Source organism: Streptomyces griseorubiginosus (genome assembly GCF_001514195.1).
Taxonomy (GTDB): Bacteria; Actinomycetota; Actinomycetes; order Streptomycetales; family Streptomycetaceae; genus Streptomyces; species Streptomyces griseorubiginosus.
Genome location: NZ_KQ948734.1, coordinates 1,097,212 through 1,118,816, shown reverse-complemented (window position 1 = coordinate 1,118,816; position 21,605 = coordinate 1,097,212). Strand labels below are relative to the sequence as shown.

Sequence of the window (21,605 nt, the reverse complement as noted above, 5' to 3'; positions counted from 1 at the left end):
TGACCAGACTCGTGCGCATGCCTGAGATGTCCCGCCGTGCCTTCGGTGGTCTCGTCGGTGGCGGCGCCGTGACCGCCGTCGCCGGCACGACGACCACCGCCGAAGCCGCCCAAGCCCTGACCGAACGTCCCTTCAGGGCCCGGCCCCAGGGCGCCTCCGGCAGACGGCCCAACCTCCTCGTCATCCTCGGCGACGACCTCGGCTGGGCCGACCTGTCGTCATACGGCGCCCCGCACATCAGGACGCCGCACCTGGACCGGCTGGCCCGGCAGGGCGTGCGGTTCACCGACGCGTACTCGGGGTCCTCGACCTGCTCGCCGACCCGGTTCAGCCTCTACACCGGGCGGTATCCGGGGCGTACGCCGGGCGGGCTCGCCGAGCCCGTCGCGAACAGGACGCAGGGGCTGGACCCGAACCACCCCACGCTCGCCTCCCTGCTGAAGAAGGCCGGCTACGCGACCGCCCTGATCGGCAAGTGGCACTGCGGCTGGCTGCCCGACTACAGCCCCACCAAGTCGGGCTGGGACGAGTTCTTCGGCAACCGGGGCGGTGTGCTGGAGTACTTCTCCAAGCTGGGCCAGCTCGGCGACTACGACCTCTACGAGGGCGACGCCACGCACCAGGACCTGCGTTACTACACCGAGGTCCTCACCGAGCGGGCCGTCGACTACGTGAGCCGTGATCACTCGACGCCCTGGCTGCTGAACCTCAACTTCACGACACCGCACTGGCCCTGGCTCGCGGAGGGCGACGAGGAGACCGGCGCGGAGATCGCCGCGAGGATCCGCAGCGCGAAGAGCCAGGCGGAGGTGTCGGCGGCGCTCAACCACTACGACGGCGGCTCCGTCGCCAAGTACACCGAGATGGTGGAGAGTCTCGACGCGGCCGTCGGCGAGGTGCTCGCCGCTCTGCGCCGTTCGTGGCAGGAGGAGCACACCCTGGTGTACTTCGCCAGCGACAACGGCGGCGAGCGCTGGTCCTATCTGTGTCCGCTCAGCGGCGAGAAGTTCGTGCTCCAGGAGGGCGGCATCCGGGTGCCGACCATCGTGCGCTGGCCGCACCGGATCGACGGCGACCAGGTCAGTCACGAACCGAACTTCTCCCCCGACTGGACGGCGACCTTCCTGGAGGTGGCCGGCGCGCGCCCCGATCCTGCCTATCCGCTGGACGGCACCAGCCTGGCCGGGTACCTGCTGCGGGGCGAACGGTTGCCGGAGCGCGACCTGTTCTGGCGGGTGCGGGCCAACCGGGCCCTGCGGCGCGGGAGGTGGAAGTACTACCAGGACTCGGCCGGCAAGGACCACCTCTACGACCTCGGCGCGGACCTGCGCGAACAGGCCGACCTCGCGCCCGACGAGCCGGACCTGCTCGCCGAGCTGAAGGCCGCCTGGGAGCGGACCGCGGCCGGACTGCTGCCGTATCCCGGTTAGCCGAGGATCCCCCGCTGGTACGCCGTCGCGACCGCCGCCGCTCGGTCGTTGACGCCCAACTTGGCGTACAGGTGGGTGAGATGGGTCTTCACGGTCGCCTCGCTGATGAACAGCTCGCGGGCGATCTCGCGGTTGGAGGTGCCCCGGGCGACCAGGGTGAGGACCTCGCGCTCACGGGCGGACAGGGGCTCGTTCGCGGGTGCCTTGGGTGAGCGGACCGCGGAGACCAGCCGGGACGCCACCGCCGGGGAGAGGACCGTACGGCCCTCCGCGGCCGCCCGTACCGCGGTGAACAGTTCGTCGCGCGGGGCGTCCTTGAGGAGGTAGCCGGTCGCGCCCGCCTCGATCGCGGGCAGGGTGTCGGAGTCGGTGTCGTACGTCGTCAGCACGAGGACCTTCGCGCGGGCGGCCCTGCGGGTCAGCTCCCGGATGGCGTCGACCCCTCCCCCGCCCGGCATCCGCAGGTCCATCAGGATCACGTCGGGGTCGAGGGCCGCGGCCCGTTCGACGGCCTCGACGCCGTCGGAGGCCTCGCCGAGCACCGTGAAGCCGGGCGCGGAGGCGAACATGCCGCGCAGACCGTCCCGTACCACGGGATGGTCGTCGACGATCAGCAGCGAGATGTCACCGGTCATGGCGGACCAACGGTACGCGAGCCGACAGCGCGGTGCCGTTGCCCGGTTCGGACTCGACGGCGAGCGAACCGGCGATGCGTTCGGCCCGGGCCCGCATGCCGTCGAGGCCGAAGCCGCCGGCGTGGGTGCGGGCGGGCAGGTCGAGCGGGTCGAAGCCGCGTCCGTCGTCGCGGATGTCGAGGATGACCTCGTCGGTCAGGAAGCTCAGGGTGACGCCGACGCGGCCGGCGTGCGCGTGCCGGGCCGCGTTGGACAGGGCCTCCTGGGCGATCCTGAGCAGGGTCGCGGAGACCTCGTCGTGCAGCTGCTCGGCGGTGCCGGTGACGGTGAACTCGGCGCGCACACCGGTGCGTTCGCCCCATTCGGCGACCGTCTGCTTGAGCGCCTCGGGCAGTCCCGCCTCGGCCAGCGCGACCGGGGCGAGGTTGTGGACCGACCGGCGGGCCTCGCCGAGGCTGTGCCGGGCGAGGTCGATCGCCCGCTGCACGTGCTCGCGGGCCTGCCCCTCGTCCGAGGTGTTCGCGACGACCTGGAGCTGGGCGATGATCCCGGTCAGGCCCTGGGCGAGGGTGTCGTGGATCTCGGCGGCCAGCCGGCGGCGCTCGTCGGCGACGCCCGCTTCCCGTGCCTGGACGAGGAGTTGGGCGTGAAGAGCGGCGTTCTCGTCGAGCGCCTGCTGGAGCGCGGTGTTGGTGCGTTCCAGTTCCGCGATGGTCTCGGCCTGGAACCGGGCGCGATCCTGCTCCTGCAACGCGAACCGGGTGAACACGCTGACCAGGCCCATGTTGAGGCCCAGGACGAGGAAGAACCCGACCCACAGGAGCGTTCCGCGCGGCGGCATGCCGCCCACCTCGCTGCCGGCCATGGTGATCGCGGTCAGGAACAGACCGGGCATCACCAGCCGGCGGGGCAGCTCCCGTCCTGCCGTGTAGTAGCCGGTCACCGCGTAGAAGGCGAAGAACGGGTTGAGCCAGGTCAGCACGAACCCCAGGGCCCAGCGCAGGAAGTACAGGCACACCCCGGTCCGGCTCGGGCCGGGCTCGCTCCGCCGCACCCTGCTCCACCACACCTGGAGGACAGCACCCGCGACGACCAGGACCGCGGAGACGGCCATCGCGGGCGGGCCCATGCCGACCGGCCGGGCGGAGACGGCCGCCGCCACGACACCCGCGGCCAGCAACGCGTAGGGCCCCCAGTTGTCGAAGGAGGCCCGGGGCTCGAAGGGCCCTGTGGTGGTCATGGCCCCAGTGTCCGGCACGGCCGCCTCACTCCCAGCGGAACCAGCGCGACGCGGCGGCCGTCAGCAGCAGCGTCCAGATCACCAGCACGCCGAGGTGGGTCCAGCCCGGCCAGTGCCCTGCCGCGGCCCGGTTCAGCGCCTCGGCGGCCGCTCCGAAGGGGGTGTACCCGACGATCCGGGCCAGCAGGTGCGGCATGGTCTGCACCGGCGCCCACACGCCCGCGCAGAACATCGCCGGGAAGAACACGGCCGAGCCGATCGCGCCGGCCATCTTCGTGGTCCGGGACAGCGCCGAGACCACCGCGCCGAGCGCGAGGGCGGCGAGCACGGCGAGGACCAGGGCCAGCAGGTATCCAGCGGGCTGCTCGGGCAGTCGTACGGCGAAGCCGACCCGCCCGACCGCGAGGGCCAGCAGGCCCGACGCCAGGGCGGCACCGCCGTAGACCGTCATCTGCGCGACGAGCAGGGCGGTCGGGCGGACCGGGGTGGTGGACATGCGGCGCAGGATGCCCCGCTCGCGGTAGCCGGTGAGGGTCTGGGGCATCGACTGGAGGCCACCGACGATCAGGCCGAGGAGCACGGCCACCGGGACGTACACGTCGATGGTGCGAAGGCCGCCGAGGTCGGGGTCGTGGTGCCGGAAGGACGGGATCGAGCCGAGGATCACCAGGAGCAGGGTGGGGAACAGCAGGATCCAGAACAGGGCGCCGGGTTCGCGGCGGAAGAGTCGGACCTCGGTCCGCAGTACGGCGGTGTTCATGCCGTGGCCTCCTGGGTGTCGGTGATCGTGTCGGTCTTCGTGTCGGTCACCGTGTCGGTCTTCGTGAGGTCCAGGAACGCGTCGTCGAGGGTGGCGTCCACGACTCGCAGCTGGTGGGCGGTGACGTGCCGGCGGGCGAGCAGGGTGATGACGGCGTTCACCGTCTCGTCGGTGCCGGACAGGGTGAGCCGGCCGGCCCGGTCCTCGACCGAGGCGAGCGCGGGCAGGGTGTTCAGTTCGTGCGCGTCGAGCGGCGCGGAGGGGGTGAAGCTGATCACCGTGCCGCCCGCCGAGCGCCGGATGAGCCCGGCCGGGGTGTCCAGGGCGGCGACCCGCCCCTTGTCGATCACGGCGATCCGGTCGCAGAGGCGCTGCGCCTCCTCCATGAAGTGGGTGACGAGCAGCACGGCCACGCCGTTGGCGCGGACGTCCTCGATCAGCTCCCAGGTGTCCCGGCGGGCGCGCGGGTCGAGCCCGGTGGTCAGCTCGTCCAGGACGACGATCCGCGGGTTGCCGACCAGGGCGAGCGCGATGAACAGGCGCTGCTTCTGACCGCCGGAGAGCTTCCCGAACCGGGTGGTGAGCTTCTGGGTCAGCCCCAGGCGCTCGGCCAGCGGACGCCAGTCGAGGGGACGGTCGTAGAAGGTGCTGTAGAGCTCCAGGGCCTCGCGGACGGTGAGCTTGGGCTGAAGTTCGCTCTCCTGGAGCTGGGCGCCGAGGACGCGGGCCACGCGCGCGTGGTCGGCGACGGGGTCGAGCCCGGTGACCCGGACCCGGCCCGCGTCGGGGACCCGCAGCCCCTCGACGCACTCGACGGTGGTGGTCTTGCCGGCGCCGTTCGGGCCCAGGACGCCGAAGATCTCGCCCTCCTCGACGGCGAAGGAGACACCGTCGACGACGGCCCGGCCCCCGTAGGACTTCCGCAGTTCGCTGACTTCGATGACGGACATGGCATCAGCGTCCCGGTCCGGGGCCGGCTGCCACATCGCCCGTCGCGCTCGAAGCAGCATCAACCGATCGGTGGATGCGGGGCTACGACCCTCCCGGCAACTCCTGTGCGACCCCTCGAACACGCAGGTCGTAGGTCCATCGGCGGATTCCGGTCCGGCCAAAACTCGGTGGGCGTTGTCAGTGCCGGTCCGTAGGCTCGCAGCTGATGTCCACGACACATGCACCCACCAAGGACCGATCGGCCGCACGGACGCTGCTGCGCCTGTGGCCCTATGTCCGGCCGGCTCGCGCACGGCTGTTCACCGCCGCGTTCGTCGCGGTGCTCGCCTCCTGTACGGGGCTCGTGATCCCGCTCGTCCTGAAGTGGCTGGTGGACGGTCCGGTCGCCGACGGGGACACGGCGGCGGTGTGGCTGGGTGCGCTGTACCTGCTGCTGCTCGGGCTCGCGGAGGCGCTGCTCTTCGGTCTGCGGCGGTGGCTGGTGGCGAGACCGCTCTCGCACGTGGAGGCGGAGATGCGGGCGGGCCTGTACCGCCGCCTCCAGCGCCTCCCGGTGGCCTTCCACGACCGCTGGGCCTCCGGCCAGTTGCTGTCCCGGGCCACCACCGACCTCATGCTGCTGCGCATGTTCCTCGCCTTCCCGCTGACCTTCCTGCTGGTCAACGCCGTGACGATCCTCGTCGGCGTGATCATCATGCTGCTCCAGGACTGGGCCCTCGGACTGGTGATCCTGGGGCCCGCGATCCCCGTGGTGGTCACCTGCGTGATCTTCGAGAAGCGGTACCACCATGTGGCACGGCTCGCCCAGGACCAGGTCGGCGACCTCACCACGGTCGTCGAGGAGAGCGTGCTCGGCATCCGCATCATCAAGGGCTTCGGACGGCACAGGTCGCAGGCGCGGGCGTTCCGTGACCTGACGGCGAAGCTGCGCGGCACCGAGCTGCGCAAGGCCCGCCTGCTGGCCACGATCTGGGGCGTCATCACCACGCTCCCCGAGGTGGCCATCGGAGCCGCCCTGGTCCTGGGCTGCGTCCAGGTGGCCGACGGGGAGCTGTCGGCGGGCACGCTGGTCGCCTTCCTGTCGACAGCCCTCGCACTCAGGTGGCCCGTCGAGTCCATCGGCTTCCTGCTGGCCATGAGCCAGGAGGCGGCGACGGCGACGGAGCGCTATTTCGAGGCCATGGACGAAACACCGGAGCAGGAAGACGCGCCCCATAGGGGCGCGGGGAACGGCGCGACAAGCCCCCACGCACCCGCAGCCGACAACGAGGGCCTCCAGTTCCACAACGTCCGTTTCCGCTACCCCGACGCCCCCGAGGACTCCCCACCCATCCTCGACCTGATCGACCTCCACATCCGCCCCGGCGAATCGATGGCCCTCGTAGGCGCGACGGGCAGCGGCAAGACCACCCTCACCGCCCTCGTCCCCCGCCTCCACGAACTCACCGCGGGCCGCATCACGCTGGACGGCGAGGACATCACCGCCATGCCCAGGGAAGAACTGCGCTCCATGGTCGCCGTGGCTTTCGAGGACCCCACCCTCTTCTCCACCAGCGTGGCCGACAACGTCCTGATGGGCCAGGACGAACAGGAACTGGACCGAGCCCTCTCCGTGGCCCAGGCAGACTTCGTGCACGCCCTCCCCCAGGGCGCCGACACCCAGGTCGGCGAACAGGGCCTGAGCCTCTCCGGCGGCCAGCGCCAGCGCATCGCGCTCGCCCGGGCCGTCGTGGGCAGGCCGAGGTTCCTCGTCCTGGACGACCCGCTGTCCGCCCTGGACGTGCACACCGAGGCCGCCGTGGAGGCCGCCCTGCGGGACGTCCTGGCCGACACAACCGCGCTGATCGTCGCCCACCGCCCCTCCACCGTGCAGCTCGCCGACCGGGTCGCGCTGCTGTCGGAGGGCCGGATCACGGCCGTCGGCACCCACCACGAACTGCTGCGCAGCAACGCCGAGTACGCCCATCTGATGTCCGGGTCCGGGGACTCCGGGGAAGGGGAGGACGCCCGATGACGGCCCCCACCACGTCCGCGCCCACCAGCACGGACGAAGAGCCGCGGCCGCCCGGTCAGGAGCGCGCCGACGCGGCGTTCGACGAGGACCGGCTGCCCGCTCCCCCGCGCGCGACCTCCCTCCTGCTGCGCTCGCTGCTCGCCCCGATGAAAGCCCGCGTCACCGTCACGACCCTCCTGCTGCTGCTCCAGCAGGCGGCCGTGCAGGCGGGCCCGCTGATCGTGGCCTACGCGATCGACCGGGCCGTACCCGCGTTCCGGGACCACGACCATGGCCCGCTGATCGCGGTGGGCGTCGGCTATCTGCTGTGCGCGCTGGCCTCCGGCGCTCTCCAGTACGCGTTCATCCTGGCCTCCGCCCGCGTCAACCAGGACGTCCTGCTCGACCTCCGCGGCCGGATCTTCCGGCACGCCCAGGCGCTGAGCATCGACTTCCACGAGCGCTACACCTCGGGCCGGCTCATCTCCCGCTCGACGACGGACGTCGAGTCGCTGCGCGAGCTGCTGAACGAGGGCCTCCAGGAACTCGTCACCGTCGTGCTGTCCTTCCTGTACATCTCCGCGCTGCTGCTCTGGCTGGACCTCGGGCTCGGCGCGGTCGCGGTGGCCTCCTTCGTGCCGCTGTACGGGCTGGTGCGGATCTACCAGCGGCGCGCGGGCCGGGTGTACCGGAAGCGGTCGACCGCGATCGCCGCCGTGATCGTGAAGTTCGTGGAGACCATGAACGGCATCCGCCCGGTGCGCGCGTTCCGCCGCGAGGCCGCCAACGACGCCGACTTCGCCGTGCTGAACAAGCGGCACGAGCGGGTCAACGGCGACGCGCTGCTGGAGATGGCCCGCTACGTCGTCGGCTCCCGCGTGGTCGCCAACACGGCCGTCGCGGGGATCGTGCTGTGGGGCGCGTACCGGGTGGCGCAGGGCTCGCTGGAACTCGGTGTGCTGGCGGCCGCGGTGCTGTACCTGCGGCGGCTGTACGACCCGATCGACCGGCTCGGGATGTTCCTGAACTCCTACCAGTCGGCGGCGGCCTCCCTGGAGAAGATCGCGGGCCTGCTCGCCCAGACCCCGACCGTGCCGGAGCCGTCGGCCCCCCGGCAGCTCCCGGCGCTGGAGTCCGCGGACCGTCCCGGCCGTGAGGTCTCCTTCGAGGGGGTCTCCTTCGCGTACCGCACCGGCGGCGAGGTGCTGCCCCGCTTCGACCTCACGCTCCCCGCCGGACAGACCGTCGCGGTGGTCGGCTCGACCGGCGCCGGGAAGTCGACGCTCGCCAAACTCCTCGCCCGTTTCTACGACCCCTCCGAGGGCCGTGTCCTGCTGGACGGGGTGGACCTGCGCGAGCTGGCCGTGCCGGAACTGCGGCGCGGGGTGGTCATGGTGACCCAGGAGGCGTTCCTGTTCTCCGGGACGGTCGCCGAGAACATCGCGATCGGCCGTCCGGACGCGAGCCGCGAGGAGATCGAGCGGGCCGCGAAGGCGATCGGCGCCCACGACTTCATCAGCGCCCTGCCCGACGGCTACGACACGGACGTCCGCAAGCGCGGTGGCCGCATCTCGGCCGGGCAGCGCCAACTCGTGGCGTTCGCACGGGCGTTGCTGGCGGACCCGGCGGTGCTGATCCTGGACGAGGCGACCAGTTCGCTGGACATCCCGGGCGAGCGGGCGGTGCAGCGGGCCATGACGACGGTCCTGAGGGGCCGTACGGCCGTGGTGATCGCGCACCGGCTGTCGACCGTGGAGATCGCGGACCGGGTCCTGGTGATGGAGCACGGCCGGATCGTCGAGGACGGCACACCGGCCGAACTCGTCGCCGGCACCGGCCGGTTCGCGGATCTGCACCGGGCCTGGCGGGACAGTCTGGCGTGAGCCGGCACAGGGGCGATCGGGGGGACGAGTGATCGACGCGTACGAGGACCCGGGCACGCCGGATGTCCGGGGCGGCTGGCGGTATCTGTGGTGGCTGGTGCGCTGTCAGCCGGGGCGGTCGGTGGCCGGCGCCCTGCTGGGCAGTACGTGGATGGTGCTGCTGGCGGCGACGCCGTACCTGATGGCGAAGGCGATCGACGAGGGCCTGGAGCCGGGCGACTGGCCGGCGCTGTCGGGCTGGTGCTTCGCGCTGTTCGCGGTCGGTTCCTTCAACGCGTGGCTGAGCATCATGCGGCACCGCACGATGACCCGGGTGCGGATGGACGCCAACTTCCGCACGGTCAAGGTGGTCGTCGGGCAGGCCGTCCGTCTCGGGGCCGCGCTCTCGCGCCGGACCGGGGCCGGGGAGGTCGTCACGATCGGTGTGGGCGACGTGCAGACGATCGCGCAGGCCCTGACCGTCGTCGGGCCGGGCGTCGGAGCGTGCGTCGCCTACCTCACGGTCGCCGCGCTGCTGGTCTCGGTCTCCCTGGTCCTCGCGGCCGTGGTCCTCCTCGGCATTCCGGCGATCGTCGTCCTCGTGGGCCCCTTCCTGTCGCGTCTCCAGGGCGCCGAGACGGAGTACCGCAACCGTCAGGGCGTCCTCACGGCCCGTATCGCCGACCTGGCGGGCGGCCTGCGCGTCCTCAACGGCCTCGGCGGCAAGTCCCTGGTCGCCGACGCCTTCCACCGTGACTCCCAGCACCTGCGCACCCAGGGCTACCGGGTCGGTGCGGTCACCAGCTGGGTCCAGGCCCTCGGCGTGGGCCTGCCCACCCTGTTCCTGGCCGTCGTCACCTGGCTCGCGGCCCGCCTGGCCGCCCAGGGGGACATCACCGTGGGCGAGTTGGTGGCGGTGTACGGCTATGTGGCGGTGCTGGTCGGCCCGGTGGCGTTCTGGGTGGAGTGCGGATACCAGCTGAGCCGGGGGGTGGTGGCGGCCCGGCGGGTCGTCACCTTCCTGCGCCTGGAGCCACTGGAGGACAGGGGCACGAGGGACGCCCCGGCGGAACCGTCGGCACTGCACGACCCGGAGTCGGGCGTGACCCTCCTCCCGGGCCGCCTGACGGCCCTGGCCTCGGCACACCCGGCGGACACGGCAACGATCCTGGACCGCCTGGCCCGCTACACGCCGTCGCGGGCGACCTGGGCCGGAGTCCCCATGGACGAGATCCGCCTCCCCCAGATCAGGGAGCACATCCTGCTGGCGGACCACGAGGCAGACCTGTTCGCGGGGACACTGGGTGAGATGATCGCGCCCTTTAGGGGCGCGGGGAACGGCGCGACCAGCCACGACGCACTGGCAGCCGCCATACACGCGGCCGTGGCAGACGACATCGTCCAAGGGCTCCCCGACGGCCTCGACTCCCCCATGGACACCCAGGCCCGCAACCTCTCCGGCGGCCAACGCCAACGCATCCGACTCACCAGAGCCCTCCTCGCCGACCCGGAAGTCCTCCTCGCCGTAGAACCGACCTCCGCCCTGGACGCCCACACGGAAGCCCTGGTCGCCGAACGCCTCAAGGGCGCCCGAGAAGGCCGTACCACAGCCGTCACCACCACCTCCCCGCTCGTCCTCGACCACGCCGACACCGTCCTCTACCTGGTCGACGGCAAGCTCGCGGCGTCCGGCACCCACCAGCAACTCCTCACCCGGGAACCGGGATACCGCGCCCTGGTCGCACGAGACGTGGAGGTCATGAAGTGAGCAGGGCCCACCTCCCGGTCGCCGACCAGGCCGCCGTCCGGCGCGCCTCCCTCCGGCTGATCCGCAAGGACACCCGCGCCTTCACCGCGGTCCTCGCCCTGAACGCGGCCGCCGCCCTCACCGGCCTCGCGGGCCCCTGGCTGCTGGGGCGGATCATCGACGAGGTGCGGGCAGGGAACGGAGTCGCCGCGGTGGACCGGCTCGCGGCCGTCCTCGTGGTGTGCGCGAGCATCCAGCTGCTCCTCGCCCGCTGGGCCCGCTATGTCGGCCACCGCTTCGGCGAGCGCACCCTCGCCCGGGTCCGCGAGGAGTTCGTGGACCGCACCCTCGCCCTGCCGGCCAACGTGGTGGAGCGCGCGGGCACGGGCGACCTGACCGCCCGCGGCACCGCGGACGTGGCGACCGTGGGGACGACTCTCCGCGACGCGGGCCCCGAACTGCTCATCAACGCCGTGCAGTTCCTCTTCCTGCTCGGCGCGGTGTTCTTCCTGAACCCGCTGCTCGGCGCGGTCGGTGTGTTCGGTCTGCTGCCCATCTGGTTCGTGCTGCGCTGGTATCTGCGGCGGGCGAGGGACGGCTATCTGGCCGAGGGCGAAGCCACCTCGGAGGTCGCCGAGATCCTCGCGGCCACCGCGTCCGGGGCCCGCACGGTCGAGGCGTTCCGGCTGGAGGAGCGTCGGGTCAGGGCGAGCCGGGAGGCGCTCGACACGGCCCGCCGCACCCGTCTGTACACCCTCTACCTGCGCAGTGTGTTCTTCCCCGTGGTCGAGGTGGCGTACATCCTGCCCGTGGCCGGGGTGCTGCTGGTCGGCGGCATGCTGCACGCGCAGGGCGTGATGAGCCTGGGGTCGGTCGTCGCCGCCGCCCTGTATCTCCAGCAACTGGTCGGTCCGCTCGACCAGATCCTGGTGCGGGTCGAGCAACTCCAGTCCAGCGGCGCCTCGTTCGCCCGCGTGGAAGGCCTCGCCGGAGCACCGCGGACCTCCGCCCAGGACTCCCCCGCCCCCACCGACGACCGCATCGACGTCACCGACGTGCGCTACTCCTACGGCCGCGGCGGCGAGGTCCTGCACGGCGTCGACCTGACCGTGCGCCCCGGTGAGCGGCTCGCGGTGGTCGGCCCTTCCGGTGCCGGGAAGACCACGCTCAGCAGGCTGCTCGCGGGCGTCGACGCGCCCACGTCCGGCTCGGTGACCGTCGGTGGCGTGCCCGTCGTCGGTCTCGGGCCGGAACAGCTGCGCCGCCAGGTCGTGCTGGTCACCCAGGAGCACCACGTCTTCCTGGGCACGGTCCGCGACAACCTCCTCATCGCCGAACCCGGCGCCGGGGACGAGGAGTTGTGGGACGCGCTGGCCGCCGTAGGGGCGGACGGGTGGGTGCGGGAGCTGCCCGAGGGGCTCGACACCCAGCTCGGCCAGGAGGGTCACACCACGGACGGTTCACAGGCGCAGCAACTGGCTTTGGCCCGGGTGGTGCTGGCCGACCCGCACACGCTGATCCTCGACGAGGCGACCGCGCTGCTCGATCCCACGACCGCGCGGCACACCGAGCGGGCGCTGGCGGCCGTGCTCGAAGGGCGGACGGTCATCGCCATCGCGCACCGGCTGCACACCGCGCACGACGCGGACCGGGTGGCGGTGATGGAGGACGGCCTGCTGACCGAACTGGGCACGCACGAGGAGCTGGTGGCGGCGGGCGGGGCGTACGCGGCGCTGTGGGGGTCGTGGCACGGAGGGCCGGGCGGCAGCTGACCTCGGCCGCGAGGCCCTGCCCATGTGACCGCATATCGAACATGAACAACCGGACAACGAACTGTTTCCGGCCAACTTTCTGACGCGCCCCTGACAGACAGCGCAATCCACTGCCACTCTTCCCACGGCAACTTCACAGCAACCCCACAGCACCACCGTTCTGCGTACCTCCATGTTGTGCCCGGACGGTCGACCCACCGTCCGGTCTCCCCTGGCCGCGTGACCCGCGGCCGCGCAGAAGGAGTCAGTGTTGAGAGACAGTTCCTCCCACAGACGCGCCCCCCACGCCCCCCGCACCCTGCACCGCAAGGCCGCCGCCGTGGCCCTCGTCGGTGTCTCGGCCCTGATCGCCGCCGCCGTCCAGTCGGGCGCCGCCACCGCTGCCCCGGAGAAGGCACCGTCGGCCGCGAGCAAGGTGATCCCGGGCTCCGAGTCCCTCAAGCTCACCCCCGCCCAGCGCGCCGAGCTGATACGCCAGGCGAACGCGACCAAGGCGGACACCGCCAAGGACCTCGGCCTGGGCGCCAAGGAGAAGCTGGTCGTCCGTGACGTCGTCAAGGACGGCAACGGCACCCTGCACACCCGCTACGAGCGCACCTACGACGGCCTGCCCGTCCTCGGCGGCGACCTCGTCGTGGAGACCACGAAGTCCGGCGCGACCGAGGGGGTCGTCAAGGCGACCGCCAAGGCCATCAGGCCGGCCACCACGACCGCGGCCCTGCCCGCCGCCAAGGCGGAGAAGCAGGCGCTCACCCTCGCGAAGGCGGCCGGTGCCGACAAGGCCGACACCAACCGTGCCCCGCGCAAGGTGATCTGGGCCGGCAACGGCACCCCGACCCTGGCGTACGAGACGGTCGTCGGCGGCCTCCAGGAGGACGGCACGCCGAACGAGCTGCACGTGATCACCGACGCGGCGACCGGCGCGAAGCTCTACGAGTACCAGGGCATCGAGACCGGCACCGGCAACACCATGTACAGCGGCACGGTCACCCTCGGCACCACCCAGTCCGGGTCGACGTACAACCTGACCGACTCGGCGCGCGGCGGCCACAAGACGTACAACCTCAACCGCGGCACCTCCGGCACCGGCACCCTCTTCTCGGGCCCGGACGACATCTGGGGCAACGGCAGCGCCTCCAACACGGAGACCGCCGGCGCGGACGCGCACTACGGTGCCGCGCTCACCTGGGACTACTACAAGAACGTGCAGGGGCGTTCGGGCATCCGCGGTGACGGGGTCGGGGCGTACTCCCGGGTCCACTACGGCAACAACTACGTCAACGCGTTCTGGTCGGACAGCTGCTTCTGCATGACGTACGGCGACGGGTCGGGCAACACCCACCCGCTCACCGCGATCGACGTGGCCGGTCACGAGATGACCCACGGCGTCACGTCGAACACCGCGGGGCTCAACTACTCGGGTGAGTCCGGCGGGTTGAACGAGGCGACCTCCGACATCTTCGGCACGGCCGTCGAGTTCTACGCCAACAACTCCTCCGACGTCGGTGACTACCTCATCGGCGAGAAGATCGACATCAACGGCAACGGCACCCCGCTGCGTTACATGGACAAGCCGAGCAAGGACGGCTCATCCAAGGACAGCTGGTACTCGGGGATCGGGTCGGTGGACGTCCACTACTCGTCGGGCCCCGCGAACCACTTCTTCTACCTCCTGTCGGAGGGCAGCGGCTCCAAGACCATCAACGGGGTCACCTACAACTCCCCGACCTCGGACGGTCTTCCGGTCACCGGCATCGGCCGGGACAAGGCGGAGAAGATCTGGTTCCGCGCGCTGACCACGAAGTTCACCACGACCACCAACTACGCGGGCGCCCGCACCGGCACCCTCGCGGCGGCCGGTGAGCTGTACGGCACCACCAGTGCCGAGTACACGGCGGTCGCGAACGCCTGGGCGGGCGTGGCGGTCGGCTCGCGTCCCGGTGGCGGCGGCGGTGGCGGCACCTCCTTCGAGTCGACCACCGACGTATCGATTCCGGACAACGGGGCGGCGGTCAATTCGCCTATCACCGTCTCAGGGCGTACGGGCAACGCGCCGTCGAACCTCGCGGTCGCGGTCGACATCGTGCACACCTACATCGGTGACCTCCGGGTGCAGCTGATCGGCCCGTCCGGGACGGCGTACACGCTGAAGGCGTACGGCACCGGCGGCAGCACCGACAACCTCAACACCACGTACACGGTGAACGCGTCCTCCGAGGTCGCCAACGGGACCTGGCAGTTGCGGGTCCAGGACAACGCGGCCCAGGACACCGGTTACATCAACAGCTGGAAGCTCACCTTCCCGTAGACCCGCGGGCCCACGGACAGGGCGCCGCCCCGGTGGTTCGACTCCCCGGGGCGGCGCCCTCTTTTTGCCGTCCCATGACCGATGGGCTGTTGGCTCTTTGCCCAGGTCAACTCGCTTTACATGCCTGCAATGTTCATCCAGCCGTCGATTTTCGGCCAACATCACTTGAGGGTCCTGACATGTACGCGCCTTAATGCCACGCTTCCTCACAACCGCCGCACAACTTCACTACCACCCCGGTGGGCAACCCCACGCTCCCCGGGCTCCCCCACGAAGGAGCTTGTGTGACCCCCTTCTACGCGCGTCACAAGCGCACCACCCTTGCCATCGCCACCGCGGTCGCCGCCGGAGCCCTGCTCAGCACCGGCCTGACCACCGGCAGTGCCGCCGCCGTGACCCCGGCGGAGAGCACCGGCAAGGCTCTCGCGGGCGCCCCGGTCCAGCTGTCCGCGGCCGCGCGCACCTCCCTCATCAAGGAGCAGCAGGCGGACGCCACGACCACGGCCCGGGAGATAGGTCTCGGCGCCAAGGAGAAGCTGGTCGTCAAGGACGTCGTCAGAGACGCCGACGGCACGGTGCACACCCGCTACGAGCGCACCTACGACGGCCTGCCCGTCCTGGGCGGCGACCTGGTCGTCCACGAGTCGAAGTCGGGCGCCACCGAGGGTGTCTCCAAGGCGACGAAGGCCACCATCAAGGTCGCCTCCCTGACCCCGAAGGTCACCGTCGCCAAGGCCGAGACCCAGGCCCTGAGCGCCGCCAAGGCCGCGGGCTCGGACAAGACCGCCGCCGACGGCGCCCGCAAGGTGATCTGGGCCGGTTCCGGCACCCCCGTCCTCGCCTACGAGACGATCGTCGGCGGCTTCCAGGACGACGGCACCCCGAACCAGCTGCACGTCATCACCGACGCGGCCACCGGCAAGAAGCTCTACGAGTACCAGGGCATCGAGAACGCCACCGGCACCGGCAAGAGCCTGTACTCGGGCACGGTCAGCCTCAGCACCACGCTGTCCGGCTCGACGTACAACCTGACCGACGCCACGCGCGGCAACCACAAGACGTACAACAAGTCGCACGGCACCAGCTCCTCCGCCGGCACCCTGTTCACGGACGCCGACAACGTCTGGGGCACCGGCGCGGCCTCCAGCTCCACCGCCGACCAGACCGCCGCCGTGGACGCCACCTACGGCGCGCAGGTGACGTGGGACTTCTACAAGTCCACCTTCGGCCGCAGCGGCATCAAGAACAACGGCGTCGGCGCGTACTCCCGCGTGCACTACGGCAACCAGTACGTGAACGCGTTCTGGGACGACAGCTGCTTCTGCATGACGTATGGCGACGGCGACGGCAACACCCACCCGCTGACCTCGCTGGACGTGGCCGGTCACGAGATGAGCCACGGCGTCACCGCGAACACGGCGGGCCTGAACTACTCGGGCGAGTCCGGCGGCCTCAACGAGGCCACCTCGGACATCTTCGGCACCGGCGTGGAGTTCTTCGCCAACAACTCGTCCGACAAGGGTGACTACCTCATCGGCGAGAAGATCGACATCAACGGCGACGGCACCCCGCTGCGCTACATGGACAAGCCCAGCAAGGACGGCGGCTCGGCGGACTCCTGGTCCTCCTCGGTCGGCAACCTGGACGTCCACTACTCGTCCGGTGTCGCGAACCACTTCTTCTACCTGCTGTCCGAGGGCAGCGGCGCGAAGACGATCAACGGCGTGTCCTACAACTCGCCCACGTCCAACGGCTCCACGGTCACCGGCATCGGCCGGGACAAGGCGCTGCAGATCTGGTACAAGGCGCTGACGACGTACTTCACGTCGACGACCAACTACAAGTCGGCGCGCACGGGCACGCTCTCGGCGGCGTCGGCCCTGTACGGCTCCACCAGCGCCGAGTACAAGGCGGTGGCCGCGGCCTGGTCGGCGGTCAACGTCAGCTAGTCCCGGTGATCACGAGGCCCAGCCGGCCCCGGTGATCACGAGGCAATGACGGGCGGTACCCGGAACGAAGGCATTTCCGGGTACCGCCCTACTCTTGGGTCCCATGTCCTTCACGTACGACGACGTCGGCGCGACCCGGCGGAGCGGTTTCTGCCCGCCCGGCTTCCACCCCCTGCACGTCCGCACGCGCATAGGCGAGGGCCACGACGTCTTCCGGAAGGCCTCCGAGGCGGTCCTGACCTGGGAGATGCACCGCGCGATGGGCGTCGGCATAGACGCCACGGCGGACCGGGCCGCCCCCGACGTGGATGTGACGGTCACCCTGGCGGGCGTCATCAAGGCCCCCTGCCGGGTGGTCTGGACGGTCGAGGAACACCGCCGCGCGGGCTGGGCCTACGGCACCCTCGCCGGCCATCCCGAATGCGGCGAGGAGTCCTTCGTCGTCGACCGCACCGGCGACGGCACGGTCTGGCTGACGGTGTCGGCCTTCAGCAGGGCCGCCAAGTGGTACTCCCGGGCGGCCGGCCCGGCGACCCGCGGCCTCCAGCACGCCTACGCCCGCAAGTGCGGGGCGGTCCTGCGCAAGCTGTGCGGCGGGGAGGACGCGGGCTGAGCAACCGGCCCGCGCCCCGCTGCTCACCGCATGAGCAGCCCGCGCCCCCGCCCACTCACCGCATGAGCAGCCCGGCCCCCTCCACCCCGTCCTCCGAAGGCACCGCCACCACCCCCAACTCCGCGCCCGACGCGAGCAGTCGGTGCGCGGGCAGGACGCGGACCGTGTAGCCGAAGGGGCCCGTGCGGTCGAGGGACAGGGGGCCCTCGTAGACCCAGCGGCCCTCCGGGTCCGGGCCGCCGACCGGCTTCAGGGGGACGGTCGTGGCGTCCGCGATGCGGTCCTCCTCGTCCACGCGGCCGGAGAGCGCCTGGACCTCCACGTCGTCCGGGCCGAGGGCGCCGAGGCCGACGTGGACCCGCAGGCCGAGGGTGGTGCCGAGTTCGGCCGTGGTGGTCGCCGTCGTGGTCTCCACGTGGTCGACCGTCACCCCGTGCCACTGGGACCGCACCCTGGCCTTCCACTCCGCCAGCTCCCGTGCCCGGTCGGGGTTCATCGTGCGGTGGGCGTGGGCGGCGGGGGCGTAGAGCCGCTCGACGTACTCGCGGACCATGCGGCCAGCCAGGACCTTCGGGCCCAGGAGGGTCAGGGTCTGGCGGACCATCTCGATCCAGCGGTCGGGCAGGCCCCCCTGGCCGCGCTCGTAGAAGCGGGGGGTCACCCGCCGTTCGAGGAGGTCGTAGAGGGCTTCGGCCTCTATGTCGTCGCGGCGGTCGGGGTCGGTGCCGACGCCGTCGGCCGTGGGGATCGCCCAGCCGAAGTCGGGCTGGAACCACTCGTCCCACCAGCCGTCCAGGACGGACAGGTTCAGGCAGCCGTTCAGGGCCGCCTTCATCCCGCTCGTCCCGCACGCCTCCAGCGGGCGCAGCGGGTTGTTGAGCCAGATGTCGCAGCCGGGGTAGAGCTTCTGCGCCATCGCCATGCCGTAGTCGGGCAGGAAGACGATCCGGTGCCGCACCCGCGGGTCGTCCGCGAACCGCACCAGCTCCTGGACCAGCCGCTTCCCGCCGTCGTCCGCCGGGTGCGCCTTGCCGGCCACCACGATCTGGATCGGGCGCTCGGGGTGCAGCAGCAGCTCCATCAGCCGGTCGCGGTCCCGCAGCATCAGCGTCAGCCGTTTGTACGACGGGACACGGCGCGCGAATCCGATGGTGAGGACGTCGGGGTCGAGCACACCGTCGATCCAGCCCAGCTCGGCCGTACCGGCGCCGCGCTGCCGCCAGGACGCCCGCAGCCGCTCCCGCACCTCGGTGACCAGCTGCTCGCGCAGGGTCCGGCGCAGGTCCCAGACGTCCTGGTCGGGGATCTCGCCGACGGAGTCCCAGCGTTCCGAGCCGCCGACGGTCAGCGCGTCCTCGGTGCGCTGGACGCCGATCTGCCGGGCGCCGAGCCGGAACACCTCGGGGGCGACCCAGGTCGGGGCGTGCACCCCGTTGGTCACGGAGGTGATCGGCACCTCCTCGGGGTCGAATCCCGGCCAGAGTCCGGAGAACATCTCCCGGCTGACCTGGCCGTGCAGCAGCGAGACGCCGTTGGCGCGCTGGGCGAGCCGGAGGCCCATCACGGCCATGTTGAAGAGGTTGGGTTCCCCGCCCGGGTAGGTCTCCATGCCCAGCGCCAGGATGCGGCCCACGTCCAGGCGGGGCAGCTCGGCGTCGGGCCCGAAGTGCCGGGCGACCAGCTCACGGTCGAAGCGGTCGATGCCGGCCGGGACGGGGGTGTGCGTGGTGAACACGGTCCCCGCGCGGACGGCCTCCAGCCCTGCGTCGAAGTCCAGGCCTTGGTCGCAGAGTTCGGCGATCCGCTCCAGTCCGAGGAAACCGGCGTGGCCCTCGTTGGTGTGGAAGACCTCGGGGTCGGCGTGGCCGGTCAGCCGGCAGTACGTCCGTACGGCCCGCACTCCTCCTATGCCGAGGAGCATCTCCTGGAGCAGGCGGTGTTCGCTGCCGCCGCCGTACAACCGGTCGGTCACCCCGCGTTCGCCGAGGCCGTTCTCCTCGACGTCGGAGTCCAGCATCAGCAGCGGCACCCGGCCGACCTGGGCGAGCCAGATCCGGGCGTGCAGCTGGGTGCCGCCGGGCAGGGCCAGCGAGACCCGGGCCGGGGTGCCGTCGGCCTCCTTGAAGAGCGACACCGGCAGCTCGTTGGGGTCCAGGACCGGGTAGTGCTCCTGCTGCCAGCCGTCCCGGGACAGGGTCTGGCGGAAGTAGCCGTGGCGGTAGAGGAGACCGACACCGATCAGCGGGACGCCGAGGTCGCTGGCGGCCTTGAGATGGTCGCCGGCCAGGATGCCCAGGCCGCCGGAGTACTGGGGCAGCGCGGCCGTGATGCCGAACTCGGGCGAGAAGTAGGCGACGGCGGCCGGTAGTTCACCCGGATGGGCCTGGTACCAGCGCTCGCCGGAGACGTAGTCGTGGAGGTCGTCGGCGACCGCGGTGAGCCGGCGCAGGAACCGGCGGTCCTCGGCGAGCTCGGCGAGCCGGGCGGGGCGCACGCTGCCGAGCAGCCGTACGGGATCACCGCCCGACGCGGCCCAGTGCTCCGGATCGACGGACTGGAAGAGGTCACGGGTCTCCGTGTGCCAGGACCAGCGCAGATTGCGCGCCAGATCGCTGAGCGGCTGGAGGGGTTCGGGCAGGACGGGTCGGACGGTGAAGCGACGGATAGCCTTCATTGCCACCTCGTCAGGCGTGCGGAGGGGGACACACGGCGGTGTGGGTCCCGTCGTCACCCCTGACCGTATCCGTGCGGGGGGTCTCGTCACCACGGCGCCGTTCCGGATCGAACAGTCCGAAAATCGCCGCAACCTCCCCAGCTCCTCCCAAGGCGGATATGGCCGATTCCACCCCCTCAGGCGTCCTTGTGGTACTTCGCACCGCACGAGAGGCTTCCCCTGGCGTACCGGCCGGCGGCGGGTGCACTCCGCGGACAGCGGGCTTCGGTACGCCGATCGGAGGAGGGGAAGTCAGGCCATGGCACGGACGCGACATCGGCGTCTGCGCCGGCTGGGGGGATTGACCGCGGTGGGCTGTGCCGCCGCGCTTTCGGCCATCACCCTGCCCGCGCAGGCCGCACCACAGGGACGGATACTCGGCGCCGGAGAGCCCGGTTCCGTCACCGGGAGTTACCTGGTGACACTCAAGGGAGGCACCGAGGCACCCTCGGCGACCGGAAAGGGCCTCGCCGAGAAGTACGGGGCGAGAATCAGCCATACCTACGGCACGGTCCTCAACGGCTACGCCGTCCGCGCCGACGAGAGACAGGCCCGGGAGCTCGCCGCCGATCCCCGGGTCGCCTCGGTCGTCCAGGACACCCGGGTGACGCTGGAGGGGACCCAGAAGAACCCGCCGTCCTGGGGGCTGGACCGTGTCGACCAGCCGGCGCTGCCGCTCGACGGGTCGTACACCTCGCCGGCGTCCGGGGGCGCGGGGACGACGGTGTACGTGATCGACACCGGCATCCGGATCTCCCACCAGGACTTCGGGGGCCGGGCGAGCTACGGCTGGGACTTCGTGGGGGACGACCGGTCGGCGGGGGACGGGAACGGACACGGCACCCATGTGGCGGCCACCGTCGCCGGCGCCGCATACGGGGTGGCGAAACGGGCCAAGGTGGTCGCCGTACGCGTCCTCGACGACACGGGGTCGGGTACGACGGCGCAGGTCATCGCCGGTATCGACTGGGTGACGAGGAACGCGCGGAAACCGGCGGTCGCCAATCTCAGTCTCGGCGGCCGCTACAACGCGCAACTGGACGTCGCGGTCCGCAACTCCATCGCCTCCGGGGTGACCTACACGGTCGCGGCGGGCAACGACGGGCTGCCCGCCGGGCTCTACTCACCGGCCGACGTGTCGCAGGCGATCACGGTCGGCGCGACCGACAACAAGGACCGGCGGGCGGCCTTCTCGAACTACGGTTCCGCCGTCGACCTGTTCGCCCCCGGCGTGTCGATCACTTCGGCGGGCATCACGAGCGACACCGCCAGGGCTACGTACTCGGGTACGTCGATGGCGACCCCCTTGGCGGCCGGCGCCGCCGCGCTGTACCTGGCCGAGCATCCGCGGGCCACTCCGGCAAAGGTAGGTAAAGCCCTGGTGAAGTCGGCCGTCACCGGGAAGGTGTCCGGTCGTGGGACCGGTTCGCCGGACAAGCTTCTCCAGGTTTCGGGTTCTTAGCGGAAGCGTCCACCGACCGGTCCCGTTCGGCCAGAACGGGACCGGTCTTGTGTGGAGAGATACGAGTGAGTAGTTAACAAAGGGCCGGATTGCCCACCCGAATAGGGTGGGAAGGCTCCCCGGGTACACGGCTCAGGTAGGTTCACTGAGACGCCCCGCAGGACCCCCTC

Annotated in this window: 14 protein-coding genes; 9 read left to right on the top strand and 5 right to left on the bottom strand. The window is 71.3% G+C overall.

Features of this window, described 5'->3' with window-relative positions:
• Nucleotides 1-17 precede the first annotated feature (17 nt).
• The gene (locus tag AQJ54_RS05020) at nucleotides 18-1,430 is read left to right on the top strand and encodes a sulfatase family protein (RefSeq protein WP_211278489.1); all 1,413 of its coding nucleotides are present in this window, start codon (nucleotides 18-20) and stop codon (nucleotides 1,428-1,430) included.
• Here the strand turns inward: AQJ54_RS05020 and AQJ54_RS05015 are convergent.
• From AQJ54_RS05015 to AQJ54_RS05000, 4 genes are read right to left on the bottom strand one after another with little or no spacing between them, the layout of a single operon-like run.
• Complete coding sequence (locus AQJ54_RS05015) at nucleotides 1,427-2,065, bottom strand: response regulator (protein WP_062026964.1); 639 nt, start codon at nucleotides 2,063-2,065, stop codon at nucleotides 1,427-1,429. The two genes, AQJ54_RS05020 and AQJ54_RS05015, sit on opposite strands and share 4 nt — an antisense overlap.
• On the bottom strand, nucleotides 2,055-3,305 hold the full coding sequence (locus AQJ54_RS05010; RefSeq protein WP_107121000.1) for a sensor histidine kinase: 1,251 nt from the start codon (nucleotides 3,303-3,305) through the stop codon (nucleotides 2,055-2,057). Before AQJ54_RS05010 ends, AQJ54_RS05015 begins: the two co-directional genes overlap by 11 nt.
• A 25-nt stretch (nucleotides 3,306-3,330) precedes the next feature.
• Nucleotides 3,331-4,065 (bottom strand): ABC transporter permease, encoded by a 735-nt coding sequence (locus tag AQJ54_RS05005; protein ID WP_062026968.1) that lies wholly within the window; start codon nucleotides 4,063-4,065, stop codon nucleotides 3,331-3,333.
• Nucleotides 4,062-5,015, bottom strand: a complete 954-nt coding sequence (locus AQJ54_RS05000; protein WP_062234192.1) for an ABC transporter ATP-binding protein — start codon at nucleotides 5,013-5,015, stop codon at nucleotides 4,062-4,064. Before AQJ54_RS05000 ends, AQJ54_RS05005 begins: the two co-directional genes overlap by 4 nt.
• 206 nt (nucleotides 5,016-5,221) lie before the next feature.
• On the opposite strand from AQJ54_RS05000, the gene AQJ54_RS04995 reads away from it, so the two are divergent.
• The 7 genes from AQJ54_RS04995 (at nucleotide 5,222) to AQJ54_RS04965 (ending at nucleotide 17,260) form a co-directional block, all read left to right on the top strand.
• Nucleotides 5,222-7,030 carry an ABC transporter ATP-binding protein gene (locus tag AQJ54_RS04995; RefSeq protein WP_062234188.1) on the top strand — a complete coding sequence of 603 codons (1,809 nt, stop codon included), beginning with the start codon at nucleotides 5,222-5,224 and terminating at the stop codon, nucleotides 7,028-7,030.
• Nucleotides 7,027-8,892, top strand: a complete 1,866-nt coding sequence (locus tag AQJ54_RS04990; protein ID WP_062234186.1) for an ABC transporter ATP-binding protein — start codon at nucleotides 7,027-7,029, stop codon at nucleotides 8,890-8,892. Before AQJ54_RS04995 ends, AQJ54_RS04990 begins: the two co-directional genes overlap by 4 nt.
• A 28-nt stretch (nucleotides 8,893-8,920) precedes the next feature.
• The gene (locus AQJ54_RS04985) at nucleotides 8,921-10,639 is read left to right on the top strand and encodes an ABC transporter transmembrane domain-containing protein (protein ID WP_062234182.1); all 1,719 of its coding nucleotides are present in this window, start codon (nucleotides 8,921-8,923) and stop codon (nucleotides 10,637-10,639) included.
• Nucleotides 10,636-12,390, top strand: coding sequence for an ABC transporter ATP-binding protein (locus AQJ54_RS04980; RefSeq protein ID WP_062234180.1), 1,755 nt, complete (start codon nucleotides 10,636-10,638; stop codon nucleotides 12,388-12,390). Before AQJ54_RS04985 ends, AQJ54_RS04980 begins: the two co-directional genes overlap by 4 nt.
• Before the next feature lie 250 nt (nucleotides 12,391-12,640).
• The gene (locus AQJ54_RS04975) at nucleotides 12,641-14,698 is read left to right on the top strand and encodes a M4 family metallopeptidase (protein WP_062234177.1); all 2,058 of its coding nucleotides are present in this window, start codon (nucleotides 12,641-12,643) and stop codon (nucleotides 14,696-14,698) included.
• A gap of 284 nt (nucleotides 14,699-14,982) precedes the next feature.
• Entirely contained in the window at nucleotides 14,983-16,647 is a 1,665-nt protein-coding gene (locus tag AQJ54_RS04970; protein ID WP_062026980.1) for a M4 family metallopeptidase, read from the top strand.
• A gap of 103 nt (nucleotides 16,648-16,750) precedes the next feature.
• Entirely contained in the window at nucleotides 16,751-17,260 is a 510-nt protein-coding gene (locus tag AQJ54_RS04965; protein WP_062026983.1) for a DUF1990 domain-containing protein, read from the top strand.
• 55 nt (nucleotides 17,261-17,315) lie between these two features.
• Here AQJ54_RS04965 and AQJ54_RS04960 read toward each other — a convergent pair whose 3' ends face one another.
• Entirely contained in the window at nucleotides 17,316-19,934 is a 2,619-nt protein-coding gene (locus AQJ54_RS04960) for a glycosyltransferase family 1 protein (RefSeq protein WP_062234174.1), read from the bottom strand.
• Between the two features lie 298 nt (nucleotides 19,935-20,232).
• Between AQJ54_RS04960 and AQJ54_RS04955 the strand changes: the two genes are divergently transcribed.
• Nucleotides 20,233-21,435: a S8 family peptidase gene (locus tag AQJ54_RS04955; RefSeq protein WP_062234171.1), complete on the top strand. Its 1,203-nt coding sequence runs from the start codon at nucleotides 20,233-20,235 to the stop codon at nucleotides 21,433-21,435.
• Nucleotides 21,436-21,605 lie beyond the last annotated feature (170 nt).

Excerpts from the sequence above, each read along its gene's own strand:
- AQJ54_RS05020 (WP_211278489.1), top strand. The coding sequence starts at position 18 with ATGCCTGAGATGTCCCGCCGTGCCTTCGGTGGTCTCGTCGGTGGCGGC.
- AQJ54_RS05015 (WP_062026964.1), bottom strand. The coding sequence starts at position 2,065 with ATGACCGGTGACATCTCGCTGCTGATCGTCGACGACCATCCCGTGGTA.
- AQJ54_RS05010 (WP_107121000.1), bottom strand. The coding sequence starts at position 3,305 with ATGACCACCACAGGGCCCTTCGAGCCCCGGGCCTCCTTCGACAACTGG.
- AQJ54_RS05005 (WP_062026968.1), bottom strand. The coding sequence starts at position 4,065 with ATGAACACCGCCGTACTGCGGACCGAGGTCCGACTCTTCCGCCGCGAA.
- AQJ54_RS05000 (WP_062234192.1), bottom strand. The coding sequence starts at position 5,015 with ATGTCCGTCATCGAAGTCAGCGAACTGCGGAAGTCCTACGGGGGCCGG.
- AQJ54_RS04995 (WP_062234188.1), top strand. The coding sequence starts at position 5,222 with ATGTCCACGACACATGCACCCACCAAGGACCGATCGGCCGCACGGACG.
- AQJ54_RS04990 (WP_062234186.1), top strand. The coding sequence starts at position 7,027 with ATGACGGCCCCCACCACGTCCGCGCCCACCAGCACGGACGAAGAGCCG.
- AQJ54_RS04965 (WP_062026983.1), top strand. The coding sequence starts at position 16,751 with ATGTCCTTCACGTACGACGACGTCGGCGCGACCCGGCGGAGCGGTTTC.
- AQJ54_RS04960 (WP_062234174.1), bottom strand. The coding sequence starts at position 19,934 with ATGAAGGCTATCCGTCGCTTCACCGTCCGACCCGTCCTGCCCGAACCC.
- AQJ54_RS04955 (WP_062234171.1), top strand. The coding sequence starts at position 20,233 with ATGGCACGGACGCGACATCGGCGTCTGCGCCGGCTGGGGGGATTGACC.